Consider the following 17,547-nt stretch of genomic DNA (forward strand, 5'->3'; position numbering starts at 1 on the left):
TGGTTGGTGCTTTGCGCCGCCTATACTTATCTACAGAAAATTTTTGAAAGCGGCGCTTTCAAAAATTTTCTGTAGGCAGTAATTAATTTATTTGGAGTTAATTTTTTGATGAGCAGACATCTAGAAGAACAGTCTCTAGAAAAAGCATTTTATCAACTCGCCGATCGCTTGATTGATAGTCTGCATCATGGTGAACATTTAACGATTAACTTAGAGAGTGAGCGTAGTCAATTCACTAGATTTAACCATGCCAAAGTCCGACAGTCAGGAGTGGTCGCCGATGGGAATGTGACCATTTTGCTAATTTATAATCAGCGTGAAGCTTTTGCTAAGTTTCCATTTACAGGCGATCGCGAAGTTGATATGGCTTATGCGATCGCTAATCTCGATTATCTTAGGCAAGAAGTTGCTCAAATCCCTGAAAATCCTTATCTGGTCATTCCTGAGAACCAAGGCTCCAGTCGTGAGGTTTATCAAGGTAATTTGTTAAATCCAGAGGAGGCGATCGCCACAATTCTCGCGCCAGTGAATGATGTTGATTTTACAGGCTTCTATGCTTCAGGTTCGGTAATTCGAGCTAATGCGAACTCCGCAGGTCAAAGACATTGGTTTGCGACGGATTCTTTTTTTGTTGACTATTCGATGTTTGTCCAGACTGATTCAGGCGAAAAGGCAGTTAAAGGCATTTATGCTGGCAAAGATTGGGAACCGCAGGCTTATAAATTACAGATTAATCGCTCTCAGCAACAATTAGTAGCCTTGCAAAAGCCAAGTAAAACGTTAGAGCGTGGTCAGTACCGTACTTACTTTGCGCCTGCGGCTTCATCGGAGCTATTGGGCTTTTTGACTTGGAGTGCTGGGGAGTCTGGGTTACAGCAGAGTAGTAGCGCTCTTTTAAAGTTAAAGAATCAAGAACGAACTCTCTCTCCATTACTATCCATTAGTGAGAACTTCTCCTATGGGAATGTACCTCGTTTTAACGATTTAGGAGAGGTTGCTCCTGAATATTTACCAATCATTGCTGAGGGAAAACTTGTTAATACTTTGGTAAGTTCGCGCAGTGCGAAGGAATATGGCAAGGTCGCCAATGGTGCTGATGAAGGTGAATCAATGCGATCTCCTGAAGTTGCCGCAGGAAGTTTAGCTGAGTCTGACATACTCAAACAACTAGATACGGGACTTTATCTATCCAATTTGCATTATCTCAATTGGAGCGATCGCAGTGGTGGTCGTATCACGGGTATGACTCGCTATGCTTGCTTCTGGGTTGAGAATGGTGAGTTTATCGCTCCCATTGAGAATCTACGTTTTGATGATAGTATCTATGACTTTCTCGGCGAAAATCTTGAAGCTTTTACCGATTTTCGCGAATTTATTCCTAACACAGGAACCTATGAAACGCGATCGCTTGGCGGTATTCTAGTTCCAGGAATGTTAGTCAAAGACTTTACATTCACTCTGTAACAAACACGACATCAATCGACTTATCAGTTTGGCTTAGCAATGCAGTTGCTCTGCCAAAGATAACCTTTGGATTTTAAAGATCATATTTGAGAGGTCGGCTCCAAAGCATTGTTAGGTTTCTGCCTTTGGGCAATTTGCATGAGCAGCCGAAGTGCTTCGTTAACTGCTTCACTAGTTGGAAATGCTTGAGCAACATCAGGATCAAGTAATACTATGTTTGTTCCTGTTCTGTAGCGTTCGACATATTTCCCTCTAACACCACCTTTCATCCTGCTAAAGTCGTACTCAGGACGTAAATCGTCTTTTATGTCTTGGCTATTCTCCATCTTCGTAAAACCTCCGCTCATTTCGGGTTGCCTCTCGTGCACTGATTATCCGAACTCGATCTGCTCGATCTGTATGTGGGACTATCAGGATACGGTTAGCACTTGATAATCCAATGATAACGTAACGCTCCTCACCGAAAGAGTGATCTGGATCAGGGAACGTCACAGATAAAGGATCTTTGAAAACAGTAGATGCCTCGTTGAATGAAACACCATGCTTTTTTAAGTTCAAGTTTGCTTTGTCTGGATTCCATTCAAACTTCATCTAAACAATACTGATTGTTACGATTCCAAAATTTAAGTTTACCACCAAACAGAAAGTACTACTTCTTGTACTCGAACAATATCAAGTTTGGGGTTGCGCCTTAACAATCCCCTAACAATTTGATTGTCAAAGTTTTCATCTGCAAGTAGTTTTAACATGGATGTTTTGCTGCTTGACAGGCGAGTAAGCGATCGCGCAAGCCTTGGGTGTCAAATCTCAACTCATTTTGTTTGCGGACTTCCAGCGCTTTTAGCTGACGCTGTTGCAAATATTCTTCTACTTCCTGCTGATGGTCAAGATAGAAAGCAATTGTACTATAGACATCAGACAACTTAAGTGAGGGGTAGCGAGATGCTATTTCTTCTGATGTTGCGCCTTGATTAAAGCTGAAGATAACTGTATCGAGTGTTACGCGAGTATTACCGACTAAAATTGTGCCATGAGAATTTGTCGATAGGGGTAAGACATATGTCTGGGATGTCGTGAGCATAGTGGTTATTTAGGCATACAAGATTCTAGTGCCATTCTAGTCGATACAAATGACTACAACTTTGATGATTGCTTCACAATTATTATTGACTACACCGAACATCATACAGGCTTTTTCAGGCTGCGACTGCCAAAACGGAAGACGGATCGATGTCCAATCCGAATCACCCAAGGTTGAGCGTCGGGTTGACGTTCATAAAGTTTATCAACTGCTAAGATCGCTGAATTAGCTAACTCAAAATCTCCAGTTTCAATATCAATAGCAACTATTTTGCCATGATTGCCAGATTCAACCTGTGAACGTATTTGCGTTTGGTAAATTAGATCGCCTCGTTTGGCAAATTCTTCTTTGCTATAGCAGGGTTGTTGGACTGCCATGATTGTGAATTTCCCTATATCGCTAACTTGTCTGACATTATAACTGACCAGAAACTGCTCCGAATAGATTGATTTTGTTGAAATAAAAATAAGGCGCGTCATATTTCATGAACGCACCTTACAAGATCGGCGATCGCACTACTTCAAAGTAATTAAGGCTAGTGTTTCTCTTCTCCAAAAAACAGATGTTCCTTGCACGTAAGATAAGGTCAGTAAATATTTCTATGCTTGTAGTAGAAACCCAACCTGTGAGAGTGGCGATCACACTACACACCGAATAAGATTCCGTTAGAATAAAGTGTGTTAGCTTACTGCAGGAGAGGTTAAAGATGAACATTCTTAAAGGTATCGCTGCTGGTGCATTCGTTAGTCAGTTTGTTTTGGCGCATATCGCCAAAGCAAGTGCTGCGTCAAAAGGGCAATCTACACAGGCAGCCGATCTGATGATTGAAAGCGCTAAGAAAGGCTTGGAAAATGTTTTTAAACCTTAACAGATGTGATTGCGCATATTTATAGACTGGGTTTCTTAACGTCAACCCAGATTTTTTGTCTGTTCACAACCATAGTGCGATTACCCTTAGTAGCTGCGACCTAAGTATCTACGCAATCAATAATTGTAGTTAAAAAAGCTCATCTAGTAATTAGAGCCCATTTAAGAATTCAGGACACTTAAAGCTCTGCGTGTCTAGCCCCCTAGATCCCCCAATTCTGGAGGGTTTAAATATGGTTCCCCCCTGAATTTTGGGGGGCTAGGGGGTCAAAAACTACAATTCTTAAATGGGTTCTTATACTGAGACTCTCAGCGTAAAAAATTTAATTATAGTAGCTATCCAGAAATTTTCTGGATAGCTATACTATTTTGGGTAATATACGGAATTTGTCTGAGAACATCCAATATTGGTTAGTTATATCCCCTTGATTTTCATGTTTGCATCTCTGATAGCCTTTTTTAGAGATGCCCATTAATCAACTTGTTGGTTGATATAATAGCCAATCTAACCGAATACAGATACTCTTTATAAATCAGCCGATCAGATTACAGCATTCCAATGCACATGTTATACTAACGACGCTTCCGCATAAGTTCAAGTCAACAGAATCTTTGCCGAACAAATAGCCAATTTGACCCAAGTTTGTGGTGGCATTTCAGCTAGCTATTCGCTTTGCAAGTAGTGTCTGACTCAATTACCTGTTGATTGCATCCACTCAAGTTTGGTCTGGTTGGCAGCTTGCGCATATTCAAGAGCTGATACAGTGTCACCTTGTTTAGTTGCAACTTGCTCTAGCAGTTCATAGACTCGCCAAATTGCGGCGCGTTGTGGATCTACTTTTTGCCGATAGACTAGAGCTTCTTCGGCTATTTCACGGGTTTCTGCTAAGCGGTGAGGGGATTTGAGTAATAGTTCGCCAAGCAGGGTGAGGACAGTTGAGTAATGGAGATAATTACTCGGTGATTTTTTAAGTACGTCAAGACATTTGCGATACCAACTCTCCGCAGGCTCAACTTTTCCAGACTTATGATAAACACCAGCTAGTTGAAGCCAACTTACAACTGCACCATTAATACCGCTAATGTTTCCTATAAGAACTTTAATTTCTGCTGAATCACGATAATGTTTTTCTGCTTTGTCCCATCGATCAGTCATTTCGTAAACCAATCCGAGATAATGTATGACATCAGCCTCAGCAACAGATGAATGAATACCTTTAAAATATGTAAGGGACTCAACAAGTCTTTCTTCGGCAGACGTGAAATTACCTCGAAATATATCCATAATCCCCAGATTTGTCTGCATTACAAATACTCCCTCTTTGTTGCCAACGTCCCTACTTAGCTTGATTGATTCTTGATATGCATTCTCGGCATTATCAAAATCAGCAATTCCTTGTAGTAACCTACCTAAATGTCCATACACAACTCCGAGCAGTTGCTTTACTGATTTCGATGGTTCAAGGGCTTTACCGATGCTGATTGCCGCATGGTAGTGCTCTTTAGCATCCTCCACGTTGCCAATTTCGGTTTCACAGCGTCCTAGCAGTTCCAAAGTGCGACAGCGATCAAAGTTTGGTGTAATGGGAATTGTATCCAAAACTTTATAAAGAACTTTTTTCGCTGACACAAAATCACCAGAATTCCAAAACTGCTCAGCTCGACTATGTTGTAAAATTAGCTGGTTTTTATCTGAATACTCTTCGGGATTGGAAGAATCAAAACTATTAAGAGCGATCAATTGTCTTTTAAGACCAAATTGACTTAGAAAACGATTAATATTATCCACAAAGTCGATTGCTTTTTCGTCATCTGCTAGAAGTGCTGAATGAGCTGCGTTAATTAAGTTTGGAAGTTCATATCGTGCAATTTCAGTAGCTAATGTTGGATCAGTATGATAAAGATCATACAATTTCTCAGATAACCAATAGTATTCCCTACGATAGCTCTTCATCAAGTATTCGTATTGCTCTTGAGTTATGCTTTGACGTGAAAAGCTGAGCAAAATCGGGTGAAATCGTAAAAAAGGTGCTTCTTTTTGATGGGAATGTTGTTCTATCGTTACTAAGCCACACCGCTCCAAAGATTGACGTAGATCTGTCCAAGTTGTATTTCCCGAACTCAAATCTCTAGGATGTGTTGCTCCTCCAAAGATTTTGCCTAATTCTTGATCAAATTTATCCAATTCTTGATTAACTTCATTGGCATCTTTTTTACCACTTTGAGATAGTAAAGACATCCATGTCTTGCGGAGTTGCTCAAAGTTGAAAGAAGCATCACCAAGTTCTGTTATCGATAACAACTTATCTTCATAGACTCCTCCTTGAAACGCTGCTAAGCGTCTAATTAATTGCTGTTGATCGTCAGTTAAATGTCTTAAGGACATGTTCAATGAAGCTTGTAGGATCTCGTTATCATCCACCAGCAATCGTTCGAGTTCGCTATAGACACTTGATAGAGGATGATTACATAGTTGCCTTACTATAAGCTGAATAACCAATGGTATAAAACTCGTCAATCTGAGAAGATCTAAGACCATCTCTTGTTGTGGCATGCCTTGTAACGGTGGTGTCTCTTCGGTCAGTTGCGTAAAAAATGCCAGTGCATCTTGTTCACTCAACCCTTTCAAGGATAATGAGAAGTGCTCTCCTTCCGCGCGAACAAAGTAATCTGGGTGCTGTAATTGACCTAGCCGTGTTGTTATTAAAACCCGAGACTGTCCTAAGCGCGACCATTCTATGGCTATAGATAACAGTTGATCTAGTGATTCACCTTCGAGAACTTCCAAATTATCCAAAATCAATAATGTTGGAACAGATTCCAGCATCGCTGCCATATCGGTCACACTTGGAACGCCAAAACCTATACCAAGAGCATATTCAACCGGATCAACTCCTTGATACCCGTTATAAGAAATAAATCGCACCTGTTCAAACAGACGTGACCGAACTAACCAGCGTCCTAACTCCGCTGCCAGCGCCGTTTTCCCTTGACCGCTCAAGCCTGATACTGTTACCCGTCTCGCTCCCAGGATAAATGCTCGTTCGATCTCCCACAATTCCCGACTGCGCCCCCAAAATCCCGACTTTGGTTTCGGTGGCAGTGTTCCGTAAATCGTCTCAGGAGGTTTCGTCTTGTCCTCAGTCGATGCTAATTGCACTTGAGGTAGCAACAATGCGCTGTCGATTCTGGACTGATATAAGGCTGGCAAAAACCAATCCTGCAAATGCAACGCAAAAGACTCTGTACCCCAACGGCGATCGCCGCGCCACGAATGTTGTCGCAAATCTAGTCGTGCTTGATCCAATGCTGCTGCGATGCTCATGCCTTGTGCTAAATTGCCATAAAAAGCACCAAACAGCCGTCGCGTTGTTTCGACTAATACTGAATGGGTCATGGCTAAAACTGCCCCGACTCCAGCATGAAGTAGGGTGATCGCCACATTGCCCAAAGCCTGATCTCTTCCAATTTGCGCCGACTGACAGGCAGATAGCACAACTAATGATATCCCCGCAGAGACCAGCTTTAATCCTAACTCTTCCGCTTTTACATCGTCGCAAATAAGCTGTCCTGCTTCCTGCCTACTGAAACACAAATAACCTATTCCTTTTGAGGGATTAAAAATACCATGACCGTCAAAATGCAAAATATCTACTTGTGGTAGTGTTGTATCTTTCAGTCTCCGCATCAAGTTTCCAAAAGTCGCTGGTCGGAGAAACTCCACCTCAAAACAGTCCCCTCCAATGGCTTCTAGCGAATCTAACACTGCTATTCCATCTGCTCGATGATCTAAGAATCCAACTCCATTGGGACGACTCACCACAAATAGCACTCGCAATTTTTGCTTTTGCGCTGGAGCAGATGTTGTGATGACTCCATTTCCCTTAAAGCACCGACGAATCGAAATCCCAAAAGGAGCATCAATGAGAAACTGTCTGCCAGGAAAACACAACAATTCCCAGGGCAAGGCCAAAATAGCCCCATCTGTCGCTTCAATAGTAATTATTTTCTTTGAGCCTGATGCTTGGACAAATGCATCAAACCAAGCCCTTGCGTTCTTCGTCCCAAAAACCGCTGCAAATAACTGTGTTCCCCAAACCGGCAACTGTTCTGCAATACGCACCGCGCGGTCATTATCGACATCCGTGATGTACTGACACCCGTAAACCTCTAAATACCAGGTAATCTCATCTAACACTGCTGAGTCCAGTGGTACTGAAAACTCTATTGGTTCTGTTACTAAATCCCCCCATGTCAAAAACAGTTGGTCAGATCCTAAAAACCTGAGACTTAACTCCATTGCGACCTCCGTTGATCATCCCGAAATCTCCCATAGGAGGAACAACGTTGTCATTTCTGCCTCTGGAGAACAATATTATCAATCCACATAAACTGTTAACGATTGGGACAATAGCGATCGCAGAATTTTTCCAATCCATAGAACGAAATAATAACCACGATAGCTGCTACCGTTACAGGTAAAGATGCTTGTGGAACTACGGCACTGATAACACTGATGATGAAGCCTGTCAGCGGTTCTTTAGAAACTTCATGAAAATCATCCCAGGTTTCATAGACTGGATTACCTGGATTACAAATACCAATCCGTGGTGTAATCTCACGAAGAATATCTTCCACATCCCGATTCAACGTAGCTCTTACTGTTTCAAATTGCTTTGCTAAAATAATGTGTGCTGGGCGATTATCTGAGCCTGACTTAGCAACAGCTTCTTTAGACTCCGGCGATAAGTACAAGTCTGCCAACTGCTGCTCTGCATCTGCAACAATCGCATCCACCAATTCTTTGTGTTCTTGTGAAAAGTCTTGCATACATAATATCCAAATGGTAATCTGAACTTATCTGTTATTGTAACCTCATCTAACTGGCTCAATCTTAGAAATAGTTGAAAAGTTTGTAACTACACCTTCACTGATCGACCAGCAGAGTAATTAAGGCAACTATACTGAAGTTTTCTGGATAGGAAAATTATTTTGCCTTGCTTAATATTATGGAAACTGTCTGAGTAAGATCACATATAAGTGTAAGTAAGTTATGCAGAAGAATATAGCTTAACATTACAGAACAGAAGCCGAAAAACTTCTAAATTGGTTGTGCGATCGCAATCCACATTAAGCAATACTTTCTTGATGCTAAAAGTTAACTAGACCTAGCTAATATCTGCGCGATCGCATCAGCCAATCTCTCAGAACCACCTTTTGCACCAACCCGTTCCATTCCATTTTGTTTACAACTTTCCAAATAATCGCGATCGCTGAGAGTTCGCTTTACACATTGAGCCGCTTCCTGCAAAATTTTTGGAGTAGCTGGTTCTTTCCCAATCGTTTGTACTGATAAACCTAACAAACGTTCCTGTGCATTAGCAAAACGATAGGAAAATTGGGGACCATTTCCCATGATTTGAATCACAGGTTTTCCCAAACCGACCATCTGCTCAACAGCAGTTCCCGCCATACCGATCGCCAAATCACAATGATGCAAAATATCCGCAAACGCATCACTAAAGCAGAGAACACTGATATTTGTTTTTGAATGATACATCTTGCCATCAGCATATTGCCAACCTGCTTGGGCAGCTAGTTCAGGTAATTTGGGGGCAACACTTGGGACGATCGCCGCACGAAATTGGACAGGGTGAGGCGCATATTCTTGGGCAATCTTTTCGCATAAATGCAATTGCAATACAAGATTTTCAGCAGCTTCAGGCAACCGACTTCCTGAGAGTAAAGCGATCGCAGGCACATCAGGACTCAAAGCTAAATCTTTGCCCGACGGTTCCAATACATCCATAATTGGATAACCGACAAAGCTCGTATTTTGATAACCTCTTTTTCTAATTAGTTCCGCACTATAAGCATCACGGGTCAAAATCTGGCGACATCGTGGCGATCGCATCATTAGCGCTTGCAACCAACGTGGAACATACCGATTTTCGTAAAATGCCGATGATGACACTAAAAACATAGCATAGGGCAACCCCGTTAGATAAGCAAATAGTGCAGGCACAACATCACCTGTCGCAAACACAAAATCACAGGTTTTACCACATTCTCGCGCCGCCTTAATTTGTTGCCAAGTCAGATTAATCAACCCAGATTGCAAATCGGCAATCTGTTTCTGCACACTCATATAAGCGAATCCCCCCGATGGTAAGATTTTCGTCTGAGTAGCGATCGGCACACCAGCCCGTCGATAAGCATTCCCTTCACCAACAATCGGCAATGCGATCGTCTCTACCTCTGGATATTTTTGACGCAAGGCTTTGAGAACTTCACAAGCATTTAGGTCTTCACCGTGACCGTTACTAATGAATAAAACTCTTTTGGGGATTGAAGTCACGATGATCACTTATGTTGCGTGAAAAGAATTCCTGATATAGCAAAAATATGGGGCTGGCACGGGGGCAAAGCCCCTACTGAATTAAGATAGAATTATTTAGGTAGGGGCAATCTCCCCGTGGTTGCCCTGACTTGCTAGCAGCAAGAAGTTTCTTTGAGTTCCGAGTGACATGAGTGATAAAGCTAATAACTGATAGCTAAAAATTATCGCATTTTCTTTATACACATTCATAAATAAACTTACGAGAATATCCTGTTATAGGGGATATTCTCGTAAGTTTATTTGCTCGATCGCAAAACTTGTAAACTACCACCAGCATAAAGTTGGCAAGACTCAACTTTAAATCCAGAATTAATTAAAAGTTGTGACAAATCGGTTTTAATTAATTGCCATGCAGTTTCCGTCTCAAATAGCCATAGGAAAGTCGCAATAGGTAGCCAAAACAATGGATTAATAGGGCGATGAAAATCAATAATGATAAATTGTCCTTCAGGTGTCAAAATCCGATGCACTTCCTGAATGATTTGCTGCAACTGCTCTGAATCCATCTCATGCATAGCTGTATTCGTGAGTACCAGATCAAACGTGCGATCGCTAAAGGGCATTTTCTCAGCAAAAGATTCTACATATTCCGCTTGTGGCACATTTTGCTTGGCGCGTTTAATGGCGATCGGTGAGGCATCTAAACCCGTCACATCATGAAAATGCTCAACTAGTTCCCTTGTCGCCTGTCCTGCTCCACAACAAAGGTCAAGAACTTTTGCTTCAGGATTAATGGATAAATCTTTTAAAAATAAACGATGAAATCGCTTTTCCCCACCAACACTAATCGCGGCAAGAGCCGATACAGTGTCATAAAACCATTGATAGCGATAGCTCCAGTCACGTAAAATCGTTGTCATTAATTCAATTCAATCCATTTCATGAGGTCTTGGGATAGATTACACCGCTTTCGAGTGATGGAATCAATACAAACATGTTTGGTTAAGGCACTAGCGATCGCCTTTTTCTCACCACTTTCAATATCAAAAAATAATTGATATTCAATCTGAAAAGAATCAGTACTTAGCAAGGTTTTTACTAGCGAAACCGCAATGCGATCGCCACAAAACATTGGTTTAAAAAAATCAATACTTGCATGGGTGATTGGCACGGCGATCGCTCCACCTCTAAAAAAAGATTTAAGCTCAATTCCTGAGGCTGCTAATGAAGCTTCGTAAGCTTCATGGCAAATAGATAAACCATTAGTAAAATAGACTACTCCTGCCGCATCAGTGTCGCGAAAATAAATTGTGCGATCGTAAATAAATGGTTGATTCATAGTTCTCTTAACAAATAAGGCGCTTTGCGCCTTATTTGTTTACACACGCTCCATTACTTGAGCCATGCGATTGATTTTAATCATGAGCTTATCGAAATCATCGAAAGTAAGCGACTGAGGTCCATCAGATAAAGCTCTCTTAGGATTGGGATGAACTTCGATCATCAAGGAATCAACACCCGCAGCGATCGCCGCCAAACTCATGGATGGTACATACTCTGACCAGCCTGTACCATGACTAGGATCGATCATGATTGGCAAATGGGTTAACTTCCGTAATACGGGAATTGCCGCTAAATCCAGAGTGTTCCTTGTATATTCGCGATCAAAAGTTCTAATTCCGCGTTCGCAAAGAATTACATTGGGATTTCCCTCGGCGAGAATATATTCAGCCGCCATCAGCCAATCATCAATGGTAGCCGCTAATCCACGCTTGAGCAGAATTGGCTTATTCTGTTTTCCTACCTGCTTTAACAATGAGAAGTTCTGCATGTTCCTAGCACCGATTTGCAGCACATCGGCAACTTCAGCAATTTTCTCAATATCGGCAGTATCCATCACTTCCGTAATAATCCCTAAGCCACTAGCTTCTCTGGCTGCCGCCAATAGAGATAAAGCACTCTCACCATGTCCCTGAAAGGCATAGGGCGAAGTCCGTGGCTTATAAGCTCCACCCCGCAAAAACTGCGCCCCTGCTGCTTTCACTCGCATGGCAGTTTCCACGATCATTTCTTCATTTTCAACGGAGCAAGGACCCGCAACTGTCACTAAGGGATGATTTTCGCCGATCGCAATATCACCATTAGGCGTAGGTACAATTACCACGCTCGATTCATTTTGGCGATATTCACGACTAGCGCGTTTAAAGGGGCGTTCTACGCGCAACACAGTCTCAATCCAAGGACTCAGTTCTTCGATACGATGGCGATCCAGATCGGCTGTCTCACCCACTAGTCCCAATACAACTTTATGTTTTCCCACAATTTTCTCTGGTGATAATCCCCAACTAGATAGTTCTTCGCAGATCCGCCCCACTTCTTCTGCGGGTGTACCAATCTTGGTTACTACGATCACGGCTAGTCTCCTTTAGATGTTTTCTTTACCTATTTTAACGCGAGTTCAAAAAATGCTGTTTGTAGCAAACTAGAAAAAGAGGATCGGCGATCCCCTATTTCTAGTTTTAATGGGAAGAAATATTAAGATTTGTAGAGCCTAACTTAATGGCTCTTGTATCATAGCCAAGCTGGTTTAATTCATTAAATGATGGCGACAAATGCAGAAAAGAATCCCTGTCAAGCTACCGATCGCCAATATTATTAACGGTGCAACACGCGGATTAGCGGTAACTGTCATTCGTGGTTATCAAAAATTTATCTCGCCCCATAAGGGATTTTCTTGCGCCCATCGTGTGTTGTATGGCTGTGATTCTTGTTCTCAATATTTTAAACGGGTGATTGCCGAAGAGGGAATTATACAGGCGATCGCAAATGCTAAGGGGCGATTTCAAGAATGTCGTGAAGCTAGTGAGATTTTAAAGAGTCGTAGAGCAAAATGTAGAACTAGGAAAAAGTATTATGCAAGGCGTTTACACTCAAACACCCTAGCCATTGAGTCAGGTGAGCAGGAAACTCCCGATGCACCTGAGGATTCTGGAGAAACTAATGACGACACAAGCAAACATAAACTAGGTGGTTCACAATGGAGCCGTAAACGGAGACAGGCTAGCAACAACGATAGTGGGGGAGGGAATAATAACTGCGATCGCTGCGATTATGTTGACTGTACTGACTGCGGACATGGACTTGATCTAATTCCATCGGATTGTGGAGATGATCAGAACTGTAATAATCCCTTTGAAGCGATGGATTGTCCCGATCTAAGTTGCCCCGATTTGAATTGTGGCAATGCTGATTGCCTATCGGGTATGGATTGCAGTGGGTTAGACTGTGGAGCGCTAGATTGTGGTGGTTTAGACTGTGGTGGTTGTGGTTGAACCAAGCAAAGAAAGGTCTTGCAAATCGTGACCTTTCTTTGCTTGGTTTTATAATGTAATAAAAAAATTTATGATTGAGCATGATGTATTGATTATTGGTGGTGGATTAGCAGGCTCTAGAGCTGCACTAGCTGTCGCCCAAAATTATCCCCATCTCAGTGTGGGACTCATTTCCAAGGTACATCCGATTCGATCGCACTCCGTTGCTGCCCAAGGAGGCATTGCCGCATCACTAAAAAATGTCGATAATGACGACTGGCTTACCCATGCCTTCGATACCATCAAAGGATCAGATTACCTTGCCGATCAGAATGCCGTGCAGGTTTTGACCCAATCAGCACCCGAAGTAATTATTGATTTAGAGCATTTAGGAGTTTTATTCTCCCGTGCTGAAGATGGACGGATTGCTCAACGTCCCTTTGGTGGGCATACCTACAGTCGTGCTTGCTATGCTGCTGACAAAACAGGGCATGCAATTCTGCACGAATTAGTGATGAACCTCAAGCGATTGGGCGGCACGATTTATCAAGAATGGTACGTCATGCAGTTAATTTATGAAGATGGCACAAACGGGAAAGAAGTAAAAGGTGTTGTCGCTTATAGTTTGGAAACTTCGGAGATTGAAGTATTTCGTGCTAAAGCTGTATTGCTAGCCACAGGTGGCTATGGACGAGTTTTTAATACTACTTCTAACGATTTAGCTTCAACGGGTGATGGCTTATGTTTGACGGCAAATATTGGCTTGCCGTTACAAGATATGGAATTTGTGCAGTTCCATCCTACGGGACTATATCCTGTGGGAGTACTAATTTCCGAGGCAGTGCGTGGTGAAGGAGCTTATTTAATTAATGATTTAGGCGATCGCTTTATGGCAAATTATCCGATTAGCAAGAATCGGATGGAACTCTCACCCCGTGATATTACTTCGCGCAACATTGCCTGTGAAATTATGGAAGGACGTGGCATCAATGGCGGTAACTATGTACATTTAGATGTGCGTCATTTAGGAAGAGAGAAAATCTTAAGTCGGATTCCCTTTGCCCGTGAAGAAGGTTTACGCTTAGCAGGTGTGGACTGCATCGATCACCCCTTACCTGTCCGCCCAACCGCACATTACTCTATGGGCGGCATTCCCACCAATATCGACTGTCAAGTAATTGGTACGGATAGCAAAGCGATCACAGGATTTTTTGCCGCAGGTGAATGCGCCTGTGTATCTGTGCATGGAGCAAACCGTTTAGGAGCAAATTCGCTGTTAGAATGCGTGGTCTTTGGCAAACGTGCGGGAGAAAAATTAGGTGCTTATGTCAGCGAGCGCACCATGCCCAAGGTTGATCCTCGTCCTTATCTTGCCGAAGCTGAAGCTAAGTTAAAAGGCGTATTATCGAAACAAGGTAATTCACGCATTGCCGATATTCGCCAACAATTGCAAGACACGATGACTGAGCATTGTGGCATTTTTCGGGATGATCAACGCTTAAAGGATGGCTTGCAAAAGTTACAAACTATCCGCGATCGCTACGATAATGACTTACTGGTGGATGATCGCAGTTCTGTATTTAATATGGAACTCATGCAGGCGATCGAATTAAAAAGCTTGCTCACAGTGGGTGAAATCATTATGTCTAGTGCCTTATCACGCCAAGAAAGTCGTGGCGCACATTCCCGCGAAGACTACCCTCAACGCGATGATGCGAATTATCTCAAACATACCCTCGGATATCTGGAAAGTGGTAATGTAAAGACTAGCGATCGTGCGGTTGATATGAGTTTACAATTGCTTGATCGCGATCGTTTTACCCCCCAAGAACGAAAATATTAATGTTTACAACTTATTTTGTAATGGCTGCTTTGCAGTCATTACAAAATAAGTTGTAAACATAAAACTGTACTAACTGTACGAGTAAAAGTAACTGTGGCGAAAGAAGAATTTATAAAACTGCTTCATCAAGGCGTAGATGTCTGGAACAAGTGGCGCGAAGCCTCTCCTGATATGCGTGGCGTTGATCTTAGTGAAATTCAGCTAGAGGGACTCAACCTGACAGGAATCGACCTGAGTATGGTTAACTTGCGTGGGGCAAAATTGCATGAAGTAAATCTAACATCGGCAAACTTGCGCGGCGCAGATTTAAGCATGGCAAATCTAAGAGGAATAGATCTCAACCATGCAAATCTAAGTTCCGCACATCTGAGTATGGTTTGTTTAAGTGAGGCTAATCTTAGTCAAGCAAATTTAAGTGGAGCAGATCTGCGCGGCTCAAATTTGCGTTTAGCTAAACTTGATCTCGCTGACCTATCAACCACTAAGCTCAATATGTCTAGCTTAAATGGAGCTAGCATGGTTGGTGCAATTCTCATTGGTTCAAATTTAAGCCGAGCTGAGTTAAGGGAATCTAATCTTGCAGGAACTGATTTTAGTCGTGCCAATTTGAGCGAAGCCGATCTCTCCCACAGCAACCTCAATGTTTCGACATTGGTTGGTACAGATCTTATTGGTGCAACTTTAGTAGATATTGACTTAAGTGAGTCCAATCTATCTAGGGCAAATTTAATTGGTGCAAATCTTTATCGGGCTAATCTCTGTGGCTGCGATCTCATAGGAGCGGATCTACGCGGGACAAATTGTAGCGAAGCCTATTTTATTGGAGCCGATTTAAGTCGTGCCGATCTCAATCGGGCTGAGTTTACCAGTGCTAATCTCAGTAAGGCTAATTTTAGTGGTGCAAATACTGAAACTACTGATTTTCAAGATGCAATTCTTCCAGATGTTTGGTAAAAAAAGACGGCGCTACGCGCCGTCTTTTTTTACCGTGAGTTCGATATAGCCATTTGTAGCGTGCTTCGCACGCAGCAAATGGCGAAAAATGGTAAGAATCGCTCAGCGATTCTTACCATTTTTCATTTTCGTCGAACTGACATTTTTTATGGTCTTTTTATAAATATGCGGCGGGATCAATAGGCTCACCATTAGCCCGCAACTCAAAGTGCAAATGTGGACCTGTTGAAAAACCTGTTGAGCCAACAGCAGCGATCGGTTGTCCTTTAACGACAACATCACCATCTTTGACATATAGCTCACTACAGTGACCATAGAGCGTAGTCATGCCATTGCCATGATCAATAATTACAGCATTACCATAGCCACCGTACCAGTCTGCATAAATCACCCGACCTTGCTCACTAGCATAGATCAGACTGCCATAATCAGCACCAAAATCTATACCTGAGTGAAACCGCTCAGTACCCAAAATTGGATGTGTGCGCCAGCCAAAGTTGCTAGTCACTGGGCCAATTGTAGGATACATCAGTTGGCCAGTTCCAGGAGGGAGAATCAGTCCATCATAGGGCTGGACTTTTGCCAAAATAATTTGTGACAAACGACGTGAATCTTCAGCAAGACGATCTTCAGCTTGAGATAAAGCTTGATTATCGCTCTTAAGTCGTTCGATCGTATTTTGTTGAGCAACTACCTCAGCTTCAATATTGGCTTTTTGGTATTTCAGCTTTTGGGTTAACAGTTCAACCTCATTTCTTTGAGCAGTTATTTGATTACGCTGCTTTTCGACCTGATTGGATCTTTGGGTCAAATCGGCAAGTAGCTTGCGATCTCTAGCGTAAATACGCTCAATTTGCCGACGGCGATCGGCAAATTGATTGAGATCTTGACTGCTGAGCAGAGTTACCCACCAACGCTGTAGTTGTTGCCTTTGCAAATAGCGCAATCGCGCCGTAGTCGCATCACGTTTTTTATTCAGGTCATACTCTAGTTCTTGCAGTTTGGTGCTGAGTTTTTGGAGTTGCTCTCTTGCCTGACGAATTTTTTTCTCGTTGTCTTTAATTTGAGCATCAGTAACCCGCACATTTTTTCTTAAAGCATCAAGACGAGACTGAGCAGGTTTAGTGAGCGCATTAATTTGTTCCTGTTGCTTCTGAATGATTTGACGCTGTTGATCGACAAAGTTTTGATAGTTTTTTAGCTCTTCCACAGATTGGGCTTGCGCTGGTGAGCCATGACCTAAAGTCAAGCAGCAGATAACTATCGCCACAATCATCATGCCCAAGTATATCCACCAAGGCTTGCTAGTTATTTGCCAGTAATGGCGATCGCGCATTCAGTCCACCAGAAATTCACAAACTAGGGCAAGATTTTAACCGTATTTTGCCACTAATAAAACCCTATTTCGATCAAAAACACTGCACATACTTTGTAAAAACAAAAAATAGAGAGGTTTCACTTTCAACCCATCTTTATTTAGGGTTAAAACTTTAACTTTTAATAATATTTCTGTATCTTTTAATACTAAAAATCGCGTATATAATAATTCCATGACATACTTTGTTTGTTAAACATACAGCAATTACTGATCAAACAAATTCCAAGAGACTTGTTGAAAATGTCGTTAAACAGCACTTTCAACAAGTCTCTCGGTTGGGGTCTAAGCGCAAATCGCTATAAAGCTAGG

Annotated in this window: 16 protein-coding genes and 1 pseudogene; 5 read left to right on the forward strand and 12 right to left on the reverse strand. The window is 42.2% G+C overall.

The window, feature by feature from the left end; genetic code table 11:
• Window positions 1-108: 108 nt before the first annotated feature.
• A complete protein-coding gene (locus ABM313_RS11360; protein WP_434688062.1) occupies window positions 109-1,464 on the forward strand; it encodes a TldD/PmbA family protein in 1,356 nt (451 codons plus the stop codon).
• A gap of 80 nt (window positions 1,465-1,544) precedes the next feature.
• Here the strand turns inward: ABM313_RS11360 and ABM313_RS11365 are convergent, their stop codons facing one another.
• The 5 genes and pseudogenes from ABM313_RS11365 to ABM313_RS11385 all read right to left on the reverse strand — a co-directional run bounded on the left by ABM313_RS11365 (window position 1,545) and on the right by ABM313_RS11385 (window position 2,922).
• Window positions 1,545-1,811: a hypothetical protein gene (locus ABM313_RS11365; RefSeq protein WP_434688064.1), complete on the reverse strand. Its 267-nt coding sequence runs from the start codon at window positions 1,809-1,811 to the stop codon at window positions 1,545-1,547.
• The gene (locus tag ABM313_RS11370; protein ID WP_434688066.1) at window positions 1,780-2,055 is read right to left on the reverse strand and encodes a BrnT family toxin; all 276 of its coding nucleotides are present in this window, start codon (window positions 2,053-2,055) and stop codon (window positions 1,780-1,782) included. The genes ABM313_RS11365 and ABM313_RS11370 overlap by 32 nt, the downstream gene beginning before the upstream one ends.
• A 50-nt stretch (window positions 2,056-2,105) precedes the next feature.
• Window positions 2,106-2,213, reverse strand: a pseudogene (locus ABM313_RS11375) (DUF5615 family PIN-like protein); the annotation flags it as partial.
• A complete protein-coding gene (locus ABM313_RS11380) occupies window positions 2,207-2,545 on the reverse strand; it encodes a DUF433 domain-containing protein (protein ID WP_434688067.1) in 339 nt (112 codons plus the stop codon). The gene ABM313_RS11380 and the pseudogene ABM313_RS11375, both read right to left, overlap by 7 nt.
• Before the next feature lie 101 nt (window positions 2,546-2,646).
• Entirely contained in the window at window positions 2,647-2,922 is a 276-nt protein-coding gene (locus tag ABM313_RS11385) for a hypothetical protein (protein WP_434688069.1), read from the reverse strand.
• Window positions 2,923-3,251: 329 nt separating this feature from the next.
• Here ABM313_RS11385 and ABM313_RS11390 point away from each other — a divergent pair, with 329 nt between their 5' ends.
• A complete protein-coding gene (locus ABM313_RS11390) occupies window positions 3,252-3,413 on the forward strand; it encodes a hypothetical protein (protein WP_434688070.1) in 162 nt (53 codons plus the stop codon).
• A gap of 690 nt (window positions 3,414-4,103) precedes the next feature.
• Here ABM313_RS11390 and ABM313_RS11395 read toward each other — a convergent pair.
• From ABM313_RS11395 to aroF, 6 genes are all read right to left on the reverse strand, one after another.
• The gene (locus ABM313_RS11395; RefSeq protein WP_434688072.1) at window positions 4,104-7,712 is read right to left on the reverse strand and encodes a CHAT domain-containing protein; all 3,609 of its coding nucleotides are present in this window, start codon (window positions 7,710-7,712) and stop codon (window positions 4,104-4,106) included.
• Window positions 7,713-7,807: 95 nt separating this feature from the next.
• Entirely contained in the window at window positions 7,808-8,242 is a 435-nt protein-coding gene (locus ABM313_RS11400; protein WP_434688073.1) for a hypothetical protein, read from the reverse strand.
• A 328-nt stretch (window positions 8,243-8,570) separates the two neighbouring features.
• Complete coding sequence (locus ABM313_RS11405; protein ID WP_434688075.1) at window positions 8,571-9,770, reverse strand: lipid-A-disaccharide synthase-related protein; 1,200 nt, start codon at window positions 9,768-9,770, stop codon at window positions 8,571-8,573.
• Window positions 9,771-10,048: 278 nt separating this feature from the next.
• Entirely contained in the window at window positions 10,049-10,672 is a 624-nt protein-coding gene (locus tag ABM313_RS11410) for a class I SAM-dependent methyltransferase (protein ID WP_434688077.1), read from the reverse strand.
• A complete protein-coding gene (locus ABM313_RS11415; RefSeq protein ID WP_434688079.1) occupies window positions 10,672-11,091 on the reverse strand; it encodes an acyl-CoA thioesterase in 420 nt (139 codons plus the stop codon). Before ABM313_RS11415 ends, ABM313_RS11410 begins: the two co-directional genes overlap by 1 nt.
• 39 nt (window positions 11,092-11,130) lie before the next feature.
• Window positions 11,131-12,165 carry a 3-deoxy-7-phosphoheptulonate synthase gene (aroF, locus tag ABM313_RS11420; protein ID WP_434688080.1) on the reverse strand — a complete coding sequence of 345 codons (1,035 nt, stop codon included), beginning with the start codon at window positions 12,163-12,165 and terminating at the stop codon, window positions 11,131-11,133.
• Between the two features lie 199 nt (window positions 12,166-12,364).
• Between aroF and yidD the strand changes: the two genes are divergently transcribed.
• The 3 genes from yidD (at window position 12,365) to ABM313_RS11435 (ending at window position 15,860) form a co-directional block, all read left to right on the forward strand.
• A complete protein-coding gene (gene yidD, locus ABM313_RS11425; RefSeq protein WP_434688083.1) occupies window positions 12,365-13,084 on the forward strand; it encodes a membrane protein insertion efficiency factor YidD in 720 nt (239 codons plus the stop codon).
• Window positions 13,085-13,154: 70 nt separating this feature from the next.
• Complete coding sequence (locus tag ABM313_RS11430; RefSeq protein ID WP_434688084.1) at window positions 13,155-14,906, forward strand: succinate dehydrogenase/fumarate reductase flavoprotein subunit; 1,752 nt, start codon at window positions 13,155-13,157, stop codon at window positions 14,904-14,906.
• A 93-nt stretch (window positions 14,907-14,999) separates the two neighbouring features.
• Complete coding sequence (locus ABM313_RS11435) at window positions 15,000-15,860, forward strand: pentapeptide repeat-containing protein (protein ID WP_434688085.1); 861 nt, start codon at window positions 15,000-15,002, stop codon at window positions 15,858-15,860.
• Between the two features lie 157 nt (window positions 15,861-16,017).
• Here ABM313_RS11435 and ABM313_RS11440 read toward each other — a convergent pair whose 3' ends face one another.
• Window positions 16,018-17,196 carry a murein hydrolase activator EnvC family protein gene (locus tag ABM313_RS11440; protein WP_434688087.1) on the reverse strand — a complete coding sequence of 393 codons (1,179 nt, stop codon included), beginning with the start codon at window positions 17,194-17,196 and terminating at the stop codon, window positions 16,018-16,020.
• Window positions 17,197-17,547 lie beyond the last annotated feature (351 nt).

The organism is Pseudanabaena minima str. Chao 2107, assembly GCF_051131155.1.
In the GTDB taxonomy this organism is placed as follows: domain Bacteria; phylum Cyanobacteriota; class Cyanobacteriia; order Pseudanabaenales; family Pseudanabaenaceae; genus Pseudanabaena; species Pseudanabaena minima.

Coding starts and splice junctions, on each gene's coding strand:
- ABM313_RS11360 (WP_434688062.1), top strand. CDS start 109: ATGAGCAGACATCTAGAAGAACAGTCTCTAGAAAAAGCATTTTATCAA.
- ABM313_RS11365 (WP_434688064.1), bottom strand. CDS start 1,811: ATGAGCGGAGGTTTTACGAAGATGGAGAATAGCCAAGACATAAAAGAC.
- ABM313_RS11370 (WP_434688066.1), bottom strand. CDS start 2,055: ATGAAGTTTGAATGGAATCCAGACAAAGCAAACTTGAACTTAAAAAAG.
- ABM313_RS11380 (WP_434688067.1), bottom strand. CDS start 2,545: ATGCTCACGACATCCCAGACATATGTCTTACCCCTATCGACAAATTCT.
- ABM313_RS11385 (WP_434688069.1), bottom strand. CDS start 2,922: ATGGCAGTCCAACAACCCTGCTATAGCAAAGAAGAATTTGCCAAACGA.
- ABM313_RS11390 (WP_434688070.1), top strand. CDS start 3,252: ATGAACATTCTTAAAGGTATCGCTGCTGGTGCATTCGTTAGTCAGTTT.
- ABM313_RS11395 (WP_434688072.1), bottom strand. CDS start 7,712: ATGGAGTTAAGTCTCAGGTTTTTAGGATCTGACCAACTGTTTTTGACA.
- ABM313_RS11400 (WP_434688073.1), bottom strand. CDS start 8,242: ATGCAAGACTTTTCACAAGAACACAAAGAATTGGTGGATGCGATTGTT.
- ABM313_RS11410 (WP_434688077.1), bottom strand. CDS start 10,672: ATGACAACGATTTTACGTGACTGGAGCTATCGCTATCAATGGTTTTAT.
- ABM313_RS11415 (WP_434688079.1), bottom strand. CDS start 11,091: ATGAATCAACCATTTATTTACGATCGCACAATTTATTTTCGCGACACT.
- yidD (WP_434688083.1), top strand. CDS start 12,365: ATGCAGAAAAGAATCCCTGTCAAGCTACCGATCGCCAATATTATTAAC.
- ABM313_RS11430 (WP_434688084.1), top strand. CDS start 13,155: ATGATTGAGCATGATGTATTGATTATTGGTGGTGGATTAGCAGGCTCT.
- ABM313_RS11440 (WP_434688087.1), bottom strand. CDS start 17,196: ATGCGCGATCGCCATTACTGGCAAATAACTAGCAAGCCTTGGTGGATA.